The 12,035-nt window shown below is 61.5% G+C and carries 11 protein-coding genes; 7 read left to right on the plus strand and 4 right to left on the minus strand.

The features are described from left to right. The first annotated feature begins 387 nt into the window (after positions 1 to 387). The 7 genes from JNL55_RS07140 (at position 388) to JNL55_RS07170 (ending at position 7,604) form a co-directional block, all read left to right on the plus strand. Positions 388 to 3,162 (plus strand): hypothetical protein, encoded by a 2,775-nt coding sequence (locus tag JNL55_RS07140; RefSeq protein WP_293851294.1) that lies wholly within the window; start codon positions 388 to 390, stop codon positions 3,160 to 3,162. Continuing rightward, positions 3,162 to 3,938 carry an outer membrane beta-barrel protein gene (locus tag JNL55_RS07145; RefSeq protein ID WP_293851298.1) on the plus strand — a complete coding sequence of 259 codons (777 nt, stop codon included), beginning with the start codon at positions 3,162 to 3,164 and terminating at the stop codon, positions 3,936 to 3,938. The genes JNL55_RS07140 and JNL55_RS07145 overlap by 1 nt, the downstream gene beginning before the upstream one ends. Beyond that, positions 3,905 to 4,603 carry an outer membrane beta-barrel domain-containing protein gene (locus JNL55_RS07150; RefSeq protein ID WP_293851301.1) on the plus strand — a complete coding sequence of 233 codons (699 nt, stop codon included), beginning with the start codon at positions 3,905 to 3,907 and terminating at the stop codon, positions 4,601 to 4,603. Before JNL55_RS07145 ends, JNL55_RS07150 begins: the two co-directional genes overlap by 34 nt. A 55-nt stretch (positions 4,604 to 4,658) precedes the next feature. Continuing rightward, entirely contained in the window at positions 4,659 to 5,165 is a 507-nt protein-coding gene (locus JNL55_RS07155) for a TlpA disulfide reductase family protein (RefSeq protein WP_293851304.1), read from the plus strand. A 66-nt stretch (positions 5,166 to 5,231) separates the two neighbouring features. Then, positions 5,232 to 5,438: a DUF4266 domain-containing protein gene (locus tag JNL55_RS07160; protein WP_415923025.1), complete on the plus strand. Its 207-nt coding sequence runs from the start codon at positions 5,232 to 5,234 to the stop codon at positions 5,436 to 5,438. A gap of 8 nt (positions 5,439 to 5,446) precedes the next feature. Further along, positions 5,447 to 6,634: a DUF3570 domain-containing protein gene (locus JNL55_RS07165; RefSeq protein ID WP_293851309.1), complete on the plus strand. Its 1,188-nt coding sequence runs from the start codon at positions 5,447 to 5,449 to the stop codon at positions 6,632 to 6,634. 28 nt (positions 6,635 to 6,662) lie between these two features. Beyond that, positions 6,663 to 7,604: a DUF3187 family protein gene (locus tag JNL55_RS07170; protein ID WP_293851312.1), complete on the plus strand. Its 942-nt coding sequence runs from the start codon at positions 6,663 to 6,665 to the stop codon at positions 7,602 to 7,604. Positions 7,605 to 7,607: 3 nt separating this feature from the next. Here the strand turns inward: JNL55_RS07170 and pap are convergent, their stop codons facing one another. The 4 genes from pap to glnE all read right to left on the minus strand — a co-directional run. Next, positions 7,608 to 9,056: a polyphosphate:AMP phosphotransferase gene (gene pap, locus JNL55_RS07175; protein WP_293851315.1), complete on the minus strand. Its 1,449-nt coding sequence runs from the start codon at positions 9,054 to 9,056 to the stop codon at positions 7,608 to 7,610. A 3-nt stretch (positions 9,057 to 9,059) separates the two neighbouring features. Next, positions 9,060 to 10,184, minus strand: coding sequence for an agmatine deiminase (gene aguA / locus JNL55_RS07180; protein ID WP_293851318.1), 1,125 nt, complete (start codon positions 10,182 to 10,184; stop codon positions 9,060 to 9,062). Between the two features lie 50 nt (positions 10,185 to 10,234). After that, complete coding sequence (locus tag JNL55_RS07185) at positions 10,235 to 10,435, minus strand: zinc-finger domain-containing protein (protein WP_293851321.1); 201 nt, start codon at positions 10,433 to 10,435, stop codon at positions 10,235 to 10,237. Between the two features lie 41 nt (positions 10,436 to 10,476). Beyond that, the coding region (gene glnE / locus JNL55_RS07190; RefSeq protein WP_293851324.1) for a bifunctional [glutamate--ammonia ligase]-adenylyl-L-tyrosine phosphorylase/[glutamate--ammonia-ligase] adenylyltransferase at positions 10,477 to 12,035 on the minus strand (1,559 nt) is incomplete at its 5' end.

Raw genomic sequence — 12,035 nt, forward strand, 5'->3', positions numbered from 1 at the left:
ATACGGTTGCGTTTTCAGCCAGTTAACTGTCTCAATCGCCATACGTCGCGTGCCGGAGACAGTGTCGACTGCTTCGCGCGCGCGTGTAGTCTCGCCGCCACGATGCGCATTCCGCCGACACGGGTCGTCAAGAGCGCCAGCCGAGGCGCCATTGATATCGAGGCAGTCACGGCGGGAATGTGAGGCGCTTCACGCAATACCGTGGCCCCCTGTGGGTCGTGCCACAGATTCAGGGAATGTCGCGCTGGCTCTGTGACTCGTTTAACGGATCGCGAAATATGTCGCGTCGAAGATGGCGCCCCGCCAAAATCGCGCGCCTCCTCGAGATGAGATGTGACTTGCCTGGCCGATGTTTGTGATCGATGAGAAATCCGGAGTAACGCTTCAATGAGTCAGCAGGCGCAGCCACAGGCGTCGAATCGAGCCCTCGTGCGCAACGGCGCGCTGGCGCTCCTCATGAGCGCCATGGCGGCGTTGCTGGGCGGCTGCGACAGCGGCAGCGGCGGCACCGACGTGACCATCGGCAGCGGCCAGAACCTGGATCCGGTGACCCTGGACTTCCCGGTGTTCTATGTGAAGCGTCCGGTGCCCGATCCCGAAGACGACGAATTGACCAACGCCGATGCGCGCGAGCTGTTGCGTTTCGAAATCGGCGCCGACCTGTTCATGCGCGACCGTGCCTCGACGTCGGCCCCTGAGATCAACATCACGTCCGGGGAGACCCAGGGGCTCGGCGACGTGCGCGACGTGGATGTGAATTACGACGGCACCAAGGTGGTGTTCTCGATGCGCGCGCGCTTCATCGAAGACGCCGACGAGGAAGATCAGCCCACCTGGAACGTCTGGGAATACGATGTGACCAGCCGCGTGCTCCGTCGCATCATCACGTCGGACATCGTCGAGGAAGCCGGCCACGACATCATGCCGCACTACCTGCCGGACGGCCGGATCGTGTTCAGCTCGACCCGCCAGCAACAGTCGCGCGCCATCCTGCTGGATGAAAACAAACCGCAGTTCGCCGCTCAGGACGAGAACGACAACGAGCCGGCCTTCGTGCTGCACGTGATGGATGCCGACGGCACCAACATTCATCAGATCTCGTTCAACCAGAGCCACGATCTGGACCCGTCGGTACTGGCCAACGGCCGCATCGTGTTCACGCGCTGGGAACATCACATCGACGACAACCAGTTCGATCTGTACAGCGTCAATCCGGACGGCACCGATCTGCAACTGTTGTATGGCGCAAACAGTCACCAGACCGGTACGGCCAACCCGCCGCCGGCCACCACCCTCAGCACCATTCAGTTCCTGGGCGCGCGCGCCATGCAGGATGGCCGCACGCTGTCGCTGGTCCGGCCGTTTCAGGGCACCGGCGAAGGCGGCGATCTGATCCTGATCGACACCGACACCTACGTCGACAACACCCGTGCCGCCGCCGCTGGCAACGCCATGACTGGCCCGGCGCAGACGCGCGCGCTGCCGACCGACGTGCGAACAATTCCCGGCCCGTCGCCTGGCGGTCGCTATCGCACGGCCATGCCACTGTTCGACGGCACCGGCCGCTTGCTGGTCAGCTGGTCGCAGTGCCGCCTGGTCGAGAACACCCGCATCGTTCCCTGCACCAGCGAACGCCTGGCGAACGCCAACGCGGTGGAAGCGCCGCCGCTGTACGGCATCTATGTTTACGACGTGCGTGAGAACACTCAGCGCCCCATCGTGGTCCCGCAGGAAGGTTTCATCTACACCGAAGTCGTGTCGGGTTCGCAACGCACCTTGCCGCTGGTCATTCCAGACCGCGTGGCTGGCGTCGACTATGCGACCGACTTCCAAGCCTCGGCGATGGGCGTGCTGAGCATTCGTAGCGTGTATGACATCGACGGCGTGGACACCGCGCCCGGCGGCATCGCCACCGTTCGCAATCCAGCCAACGCCGGTTATGCGACTCGCCCCGCTCGTTTCCTTCGCGTCGAAAAGGCCGTGTCCATTCCGGACAACGACACTCGCAATTTCTCCAACACTGCGTTCGGTCCGAACCGCGCGCTGGGCATGCGTGAAATCCTGGGTTACGCGCCGGTCGAACCGGACGGCTCGGTGAAAGTGAAAGTGCCGGCCAACGTCGCGTTCGGCATCAGCGTGCTGGATGCGAATGGCCGCAGATTGGGCGGCACCATCGGCGGCCGTCACACCAATTGGTTACAGCTGCAGCCCGGCGAAGAGCTCACTTGTAACGGCTGTCACAACGGCGCCGCGACCCCGCCGTTCGCGCATGGTCGCAAAGGCATGACGAACTCGGTGAACGCCGGCGCGCCGACCACCGGCGTGGCCTTCCCGAACACCAACATCGCGTTGTTCGCAAATGCAGGCGAAAGCATGGCCGAGACGCGCAACCGGATCATGTGCGGCGGCGCCTGTTCGTTGAGCGTCGACCTGGCGTTCCGTGACTATTGGCGAACGACGGCACCGACCACCAACGAGGTGGACGCGTGTTACGCCGCCACTCAGAACAATGTGTTGATCAATGCGCTCGATCCGACCCAGCGCTTCACTTGCACCAATTCGTTGCCGCTCGGCGCGGCGCTGCCGACCGCCTCGTCGTGCCGGACCAACCCGACCAGCCTGTGCCGCATCACCATTCATTACGAACAGCACATTCATCCGCTGTGGGGCGTGGACCGCCCGGTCGACGCCAACAATGACGGCATTCCCGACGTGGACGGCGGCGGCCAGCCCATCAACAACAAGTGCAATAGCTGTCATGCGCCGGTGAATGCGGCCGCCATGGCGCAGGTGCCGGCCGGCGACCTGGATCTGAGCGACGGCCCGTCCGAGGACCAGCCGTTGCAGTTCAATTCATATCGCGAGCTGCTGTTCGGCGACCGCGGTCAGATACTGAACGGCGGTCAGCTGGAAGATGAGTGTCTGGCCTTCCAGACCGACCCGGTTACCAACGTGACCACGTGCGTGACCTTCCGTCAGGTGACCGCCTCGATGAGCGCCAACGGCGCCAATGCCTCGCGCTTCTTCACCAAGATGCAGGGCACCGCCGGCACGGTCGACCATAGCGACTTTATGTCACCAAGTGAGTTACGCTTGCTGTCCGAATGGTTGGACATCGGCGCGCAGTACTTCAACGACCCGTTCACCGCCCCGGAGAATTGATGTCTCGGTCGCTCACGCCGTTAAGGATCCTTTGGTCACTGTTGCTGTTGATTGCGGCGGGAGTGCACGCTGAGGAGCAGGCCGAGGACTCGGCCAAGGACGCCGGCCACAAGATCCTGATCGCCGATCCGTTCATCGAGCTGCACACCGGCCCGGGTCGCGGCTATCCCATTTTTCATGTGGTGGAACGCGGCCGCGAAGTGGTGCTGGTGAAACGCCGTACCGACTGGTTTCAACTGCGTACCGATCAAGGCGTGGAAGGCTGGGCACCCCGCTCCCAGATGATCGCGACGCTCGAGCCCACCGGCGAGCCGCTCGACCTGCAGGAACCGGCCCGCGAAAATTACATGAGCCGGCGCTGGCAGGGCGGCATCATGGGCGGCGACTTCGCCGGCGCCAGCGTGATCTCGGTGTTCGGCGGTTATGCGTTCAGCGACAACCTGTCCATCGAGCTGACTTTCGATCATATCCTCGGCGAGTTTTCCAACGGCTACAGCGCCACCATCGGCCTGATGCATTTGTTCGCGCCCGAGTGGCGCATCTCGCCGTACTTCACCTTGGGCACCGGCATCATCTATACCGAACCCAAATCGAATCTGGTGCAGTCCATCGACCGCGACGACCAGATCGGCTATGTCGGCGGCGGTCTACAGTTTTATCTGACCCGTCGTTTCATGTTGCGCACTGAATATCGGAACAACATCATATTCACCAGCCGCAACGATAACGAGGAAGTGGACGAATGGAAGTATCTCGGTTTCGCATTCTTTTTCTGAGCCTGCTGGCCGTTACGGTGCTGCCGGGCTGTTCGTTGCTCGGCGGTCGCGGCGTCGACCAGCCACAGCCTGCTGCATCCTCCGAGCAGATAACCGGCGAGCCGGATCAGAAGCCCATCATCGATCCGCAGGTCGAGCGTCGTGAAATCAAACGCACGCGCATCGACACTGAAGATTTCGAGTTGGGTGCGTATGTCGGCGTGCTGAGCATCGAAGACTTCGAGAGCAACGTGGTGTACGGCGGCCGGCTCGCGTATCACCTCACCGAAGACTTCTTCATCGAAGGCACGTACGGCCAATCGCGCGCCGGCCGTACCAGTTACGAGAACCTGTCCGGCTCGGCCGATCTGTTGTCGGATAAGGATCGCGACTATTCGTACTACGCCGTTTCCTTAGGCTGGAATGCGTTACCCGGTGAAATCTTTATCGGCAAAAACCGGGCTTACAACAGCGCCTTTTATCTAGTGGCCGGCATCGGTAGCACCCAGTTCGGCGGCGACGACCGCTTTACCGTGAACGGCGGCTTTGGTTATCGCGTGTTGCCGACAGATTGGGTCGCGGTGCATTTCGACGTACGCGATCACGTCTACGACATCGACATCCTGGGCGAGAAAAAGATCGTCAATAATCTAGAAGCGCATCTCGGTTTATCGATTTTCTTCTGAGCGACGATACCCGCTGGACAACTGTGTCCCACCTGATGTGAGAGGGTCGTCGAACATGTCGCTGAGCAAACGGATGCGTGCCGGTATTCGTATCACCGCGCTGTGCAGCGCGCTCTTTGTTTCTTCCCTGACCGGTGCGAGCTCCTCGCTGGCACCGACGTTCAGCTTGCCGTCGCGAGCTGGCGACAACGTGTCGCTGGATCAGCTCAAAGGCAAAGTGGTGATGTTGAATTTCTGGGCCAGCTGGTGCGGTCCGTGCCGCACGGAAATGCCGCTTCTCGAACAGATGCACAAGCGCTACAGTGCGCTCGGCTTCACCATGGTGGGCGTGAACGTGGAAGCGGACACCAAGGACGCCGAACGCTGGTTGAAAGACATGCAGGTGTCCTTCCCGGTGCTGTTCGATCGCGACAGCAAGGTCAGCAAGTTGTACGACGTGAGCGCCATGCCCAGCACGGTGTTCATCGATCGCAAGGGCAACGTTCGTTATCTGCACAAGGGCTACAAGCCCGGCGACGAAGGCGAGTATCTGAATCAGATCCGCGCCCTGCTCAAAGAGTAAGAGGTCCCGCACGTGGATACAGGATTGGCGGTCAAGAAGGGGCTGAATGCGGCCCGCAACGCAGTTGTGACCGTCGGGTTGCTGGCAGGCCTCACGGCCTGCGGCAACATCGAGCCTTGGGTGAAGCCTTACGAGCGTCAGGCGCTGGCCGATCCCATCATGGCGCAGAATCCCAATCCGGTGTCCTCAGCTTATATGGACCACGTGTTCGAGGCTCGCGAGGGCGCTCGTGGCGCGCTCGGCGGCGGCGGCGGTGGCTGCGGCTGTAACTGAGACCACGCATGAGCTCGCTGTTCAATACGCCTCGTTCCTGGCTTCGCTCGGCAGCAGCTGCTGCTTTGCTGGTATTGCCGCTGGCTGCTTCCGCCGGCGTGCTGCCAGATGACAGGGCCGACGCGCTGTATCACCGCTACGAAGGCGGCGGCGTCACCATTCAAGGTCCGTCGGTGTTGGTGCGTAAGAAGTTGGCGGAGAAGTACGCCGTCAGCGCCAACTACTATCAGGACATGATCACCAGCGCGTCCATCGACGTCGAGGTGAGCGGCGCCAGCGAATACAAAGAAGAGCGCGATCAATACAGCCTCGGCTTCGAGTATCTGCGCGGCAAGACCACGTACAACCTCGGTTACACCAGCAGCGAAGAGAACGATTACGAGGCGCAGACCGCCAGCTTCGGGCTGAGCCAGGATTTGTTCGGCGACTTGACCACCATCTCGATGGGCTTCTCGCGCGGCAAGGACAAGGTGCGCAACTCCACCGATCCCGGCTTCGAGCGGGACATCGATCGCTGGAGCTATCGAGTCGGCGTGTCGCAGATTCTGACCAAGTCGTTCATCGGCACGTTGAACTTCGAAGTCATCACCGACGAAGGCTTCTTGAACAACCCGTATCGTTCGTATCGATACATCAATCCCAATGACACTCGCCTGTTCGTGCTCGAACAGGAGTTGTATCCGCGCACCCGCACCAGTAATGCGGTCGCGATCAACGGCCGTTACTTCCTGCCGTATCGCGCGGCCGTGTACGGCGGCTACCGCTTCTTCACCGACACTTGGGGCATCGTGGCGGACACCTTCGAGGTGGGCTATGTGCATCCCATCAAGCCGCAGTGGACTCTCGAAGCACGCGTGCGTTACTACAAGCAGGACAACGCGGACTTTTATGCCGACCTGTTCGGCCGCTCCAACCAACAGAACTTCATGGCGCGCGACAAGGAATTGTCGACGTTCAACAGCATGGCGTTCCGCATCGGCGCCAGCTACGAATTCGCCCAGACCGGCTGGCGCTTCGTGAAAAAAGGCTCGCTGAATTTGTTTTACGATCGTATCGAGTTTCGTTACGACGACTTCCGCGACGCGCGCTTCTCACGACTGGCCACCAGTGACCCGAACTTCCGCGCCGCCGGCAGCGAGCCTATGTATGAGTTCGGCGCCAACGTGATTCAGGCATTCGTTTCGATCTGGTTCTAGAGTGCGGCTCGCCGCCCTACCCTGCTTCTTGCTGATCTCGACTGGCGCTGCCGCTGACTCTGTCAGCGGCGGCGATGCCTTCACTGTGCGCGATCAGAATCCTTTGCTCGCTGGCTTGGGCCTACCGACAGCAATGCCGTCGCGCGTCGCCGATGGCTGGACGACGGGCGTCGATGTGCACTGGGGCAGCACCGCTCTCATGCAAGAGCGAGGCAGCGAAGCTCTACTCGTCGACGCCGAAACGCGCGAAGCTCGCTTCACCTTGCAAGGCACGCTCTCGGAGCGATTCAGCTGGCAGGTGCAGCTACCGTATCGATACACCGGCAGCGGCAATCTCGACAGCTTCATCGATGGCTGGCACGACTTCTTCGGCTTGTCCGAAGGCGCTCGGTCGACCTTACCTAGCGATCAAATCGACATCGCCTACACGCGTTCGGGCGTACGGGAGCTGGACATCAGATCGTCAGCGAGCGGTCTCGCAGACGTGCAAGCCGCACTCGGCTATCGCGTCCACAGCTCAAATGAAACGGCATTGATGACTTGGCTGACCGTCAAGCTTCCGACCGGCGACGCGGACAAACTCACCGGCAGCGGTGCGACCGATGTTTCTTTGTTGCTTGCCGGCCAGCATCGCATCAACGAACGCTGGTCGGTGTTCGGACAAGCCGCCGGAACCTATCTCGGCGAAGGCAATCTGCTGCCGGATCAACAACGCAGCGTCGTGTGGAGCGGTATGGCCGGCGTGAGCGTGCTCGCATGGCGCGGGTTATCTTTCAAAGCGCAAGTCGATGCGCACACCGCAGCCTTCGACAGCGATCTGGATTTTTTCAGCGAAGCCGTCGTGCTGACCGTCGGCGGCGACTATCGCTTCGCTTCCGGCTGGCGCCTGGACCTCGGCGTCAGCGAAGACATTGCTGTCGAACACTCACCCGACGTGGTGTTCATCCTCGGCCTGAAGCAGGGCTGGTAGCTCTCAGCGCTCCAACGTTTCGCACACCGCTTTGAGTACGGTCAGGCGAGCAAGCTTCTTGTCGTCAGCGGCAACGACCGTCCATTTGGCGTGATCTGCGTCGGTGCGACGAATCATCTCGGCAGCTGCCGTTTGGTAAGCGTCGTAGTAACGCCGGTTCGCCCAATCTTCGCGATCCACTTTGAAACGCTTCAGCGGATCTTCGTCGCGCGACTTGAAGCGACGCAACTGCTCGTCCTTACCGACTGACAGCCAGAACTTGGCGACCAACAACCCTTGTTCGGTGAGCTGCCGCTCGAACTCGACGATCTCGGCGTAAGCGCGTTTCCAATCTGCATCGGGCGTGAGATCGCGCACGCGCTCCACCAGCACCCGTCCATACCAAGAACGATCGAAGATAGCGATGGATCCTTGCGCCGGCACATGACGCCAGAACCGCCATAGATACGGATATGACAACTCTTCCGGCGTCGGCGCCGACACCGGTACGACCTGGTACTGCCTCGCGTCCAATGCATGCGTAACGCGGCGGATTGCGCCGCCCTTGCCGGCCGCATCCATACCTTCGAAGGCCAGCACCAGCCCATGCTTACAGAAGCGCGACTTTTGCACCAAGCGCGCCAGCCGACCTTGCAACGTTTCGAGCTGACGCTCGTACTCATCGTCATCGACCGGCCGCGCCGGCTGCACCACTTTGACCGGCGCTGCTTTGACCAATTTCTCCTGCGGCCAATCGCGTCGCTTCTGTTCGCGAGCTTTGATGCCCGCCGCAATTTCGTCGCGCAGGATCTTGCCGACGCTCAGCAACCGATATTCCTCGTCGGTGCCGTCCACCCGATGCCAGGGCGCGACCTGATGATTCGTGGCCTTCAAGCAGCTCTGCACCACTCGTTGCACGCGCTGGAAATGTTTGGCCTGCCAGCGATCTTCCTTGGTGACGCGCCAACGCGTCAGCTTGCTGGCCCGCAACTGCTCGAGGCGGCGCAGCTGAGTTTCATGATCGGTGTGCAAGTAGATCTTGACCACTCGCACCCCGTCTCGCACCAGCATGTTTTCGAGCCGGAGAATTCTTTCCACAGCGCGCTTGTCGTGCTGCTGAGCCTTGCTATCCGGCTGGCTGACGCCGCCGAGATATTCGCCGTACCAGCCGGCGAAGAAAAAAGTGATGCGGCCGCGCGCCGGCAATTTCTGCCAGTAACGCCACAAGGCCGGGAACTTACGATCCTGAGTGCTGGGCACGCCGAGCGCGTGCACACCGATGTGTTTGGGATCGAGCCACTCGAGCAGCTCGTTGACAGTTTCGCTGCGGCCGGCAGCAGGGGTGCCGGCAATGATGACGGCGACCGCACAGGATTTAGAAGTATGTAACTTCAGCTGTAGATCGAGCAGCTCATCGCGCAGCGCCGGCAGGGTTCGTTCGAAAGCCGCCTTGCTGATGCGCCGAACCGCCATGGTCTATTTCCTCTTCTGAGCCTTACCGGCCGCTTTTCGCGCCGGCACTTGCTGCGTGATGCAATGAATGTTGCCGCCGCCGAGCAAAATCTCTCGCGCTTGAACACCGATGATACGGCGCTCCGGAAAGATCTTTTGCAAGGCCCGCGTCGCGGCGCCGTCCTGCTTCGGATCGAGCAGCGGCATCACGATGGTGGAGTTGCCCATATAAAAGTTCACGTACGACGCGGCCAAGCGCTCGCCCGCTTTGCGCGAGGCGCCGCCTTCAGCCACATCGACGTCGAGCGATTCTGCGTGTGTGCGCTTGAGCGGCCCAGGCTGCACCAGCTTGTGCACTTTCAACTTGCGACCTTGCGCGTCACGCGCATCCATCAAGCGCTCGTAAGCATCTTTCGACACCTGATATTGCGGATCGCGCTTGTTGTCGGTCCAGGTGAGCACGACCTCGCCGGGCCGCGCGAAACAACACAGATTGTCGACGTGCCCGCTGGTCTCATCGTCGATGACGCCTTTGCCCAGCCAGATGACGCTGGTCACACCCAGATATTCGTGCAACAGGATTTCCAGCTGGCCCTTGTCGAGCTGCGGATTCCGATGCGGGCTGAGCAGGCATTCCTCGGTGGTAATCAGCGTGCCTTCGCCATCGACATGGAAGGCGCCGCCTTCCATCACCAACGGCGCGCGATACCGGTCGCTGCCTTCGATCTCGAGCACCTTACGCGCCACCAGATCGTCCTGGTCCCAAGGGAAATACAAGCCGCCGCTGATACCGCCCCAAGCGTTGAACACCCAGTCCACACCCCGGGCCTCGCCGCGCGCGTTGACCACGAACGTGGGACCGACATCCCGCATCCAGGCATCGTCGCTCGACAGCTCCACGACCCGAATCGCATCGGGCAGCATGGAACGCGCCTGCAGGTATTGACCACGAGATGCACCGACGGTGACGGGCTCACCAGTGGCGACTGCCGTAGCAACGGCTGCGAACGCTTGCTGTGCCGGCTTGGCACCGAGCCGCCAGTTGCTCGAGCGCTCCGGCCACAACATCCAGCAACCGTCATGAGCCTCGAACTCGGCCGGCATGTGGAAGCCATCGGCCGCGGGCGTGGTATCGAATGTTTTTGTCATCGGGGCATGTTAGCCAAAGCCCTCACCTCGAAGCGTGAGGTGTTACCGACTCAGCGCTGTAACGTGTACTCAGCCGAGCAGTAAGGGCACTTGGCCCAGCCGGTCCGCTCGATGGGCAGGAACACGCGTGGGTGCGAATTCCACAAGTGCATGCCCGGCATGGGGCAGGCCAGGGGCAGATCGGCCGCGGTCACGGTGTACTGGTTCTGAGCGTTGGGCTGGATCAGCTTGGCGGCAGGTTCAGTCGTCATGGCAAAGTCGGCGCACGGCTAATGGGGCTGGAGGGGGCGGATTATCGCAGATCGCCCGCCTCGCGCATGACCTCTTGCCAAACTTCCACCACACCGCGCCGTTCGGCCACGAATTCCGCATCGCTGACCACGTTTTTGGCGCCGTCCAGGGCCAGGCGGTGCATGCGCTGCCGGTATTTGCGGTAGGTCTCGACCAGAAAGTCCACCCGCGACTGGGGCACCAGGTTGCCCGAGGCCAAGCTTTCGAGCTGCCGGATGTTGTCCGAGAAGGTCACCGTCTCCGGATAGCGATCCGCCCATTGCAGCATCCAGAACTGCACCAGGAACTCCAGGTCGGCCACCCCGCCGGCATCCTGCTTCAGATCGAACTGCCCGGCGCGCGCCTTGGACAAATTTTCACGCATGCGCTCGCGCATCTTGCGAACTTCGTCCTTCAGATCGTCACGACGGACGGCCTGACGCAACACATCGATGCGGGCCTGCTCGAACTGCTCGCAGACATGCGGATCGCCGGCGATGGCCCGAGCGCGTAACAGCGACTGATGCTCCCAAGTCCAAGCCTCGCGAAATTCATACTCCTTGAACGCGGCGAGCGACTGCACCAGCAATCCTCGGTTGCCACCGGGCCGCAGCCGCGTATCCACTTCATACAAGCGCCCGGCTGCCGTATGCACGGTCAACAAATGCACCAGGCGCTGACCGAGCCGTTGGAAGAACACCGTGTTCTCCACCGGTTGCGCGCCATCGGTTCGCTGCGACTCGCCCGCCGAATCGTGCAGGAACACCAGATCCAGATCGGAGCCGTAACCTAACTCCAGCCCGCCGAGCTTGCCGTACGCAATCACGATCATGCTGGCGACGCGGGCGGCACCCTGCTCATCGACATAACCAGGCACACCATGCTTGGCTGTCATTTGCGCCCAGGCCAGCGACAATGTTTCTTGCACGATCAGCTCGGCAATGTCGGTCAAGCGATCGCTGACCTTCATCAACGGCAAGCCGGCGGTGAGATCCGCGACCGCCACCCGAAACATCGCGGCACTCTGGAACTGACGCAGGATTTCGACCTGACGTTCTGGATCCTCGTGCTGCATGCGGCCGCGTGACGACGCGAGATCCTTGGCGAACTGCTCGCGCGAGGGCGCTTCTTCAACGAAGCGCTCGTCGATCAGTTCGTCCAGCAACAACGGCTGAGCGGCAATTTGATCGGCCAGGAACTGGCTATGCGCACAGAGCTCGACCAAGCGACGCAAGGCCGAGACGTTCTCGGTCAGCAGCGCGAGATACACCGTACGCCCGGCGATTCTCTCGAAAATACGTAAGGTTCTGGCCAACGTCGTGGTCGGCGCGGTGTCGGACGCAAGCATCGGCAGGATCCGAGCTAACAAATCGCGCAGGCGACGACGTCCGGTTTCATCCAGACGCCGGTAGTAAGTGCTGGTTCGCAGCTCTTCCAGCCGAGCATTGATGGGATCCGGCTCAGCGACGCCACAGCTGACAATCATGCGCGCGCGATCGGCCACTTCGGCATCCAGATCGAACGTGGATGCCATCGATGCGATGCCATCGGTGCGCTCGGCCGGACCAAACACGGTTTGAG

Origin of the sequence: Steroidobacter sp., assembly GCF_016790065.1 — a bacterium.
Taxonomy (GTDB): domain Bacteria; phylum Pseudomonadota; class Gammaproteobacteria; order Steroidobacterales; family Steroidobacteraceae; genus Steroidobacter.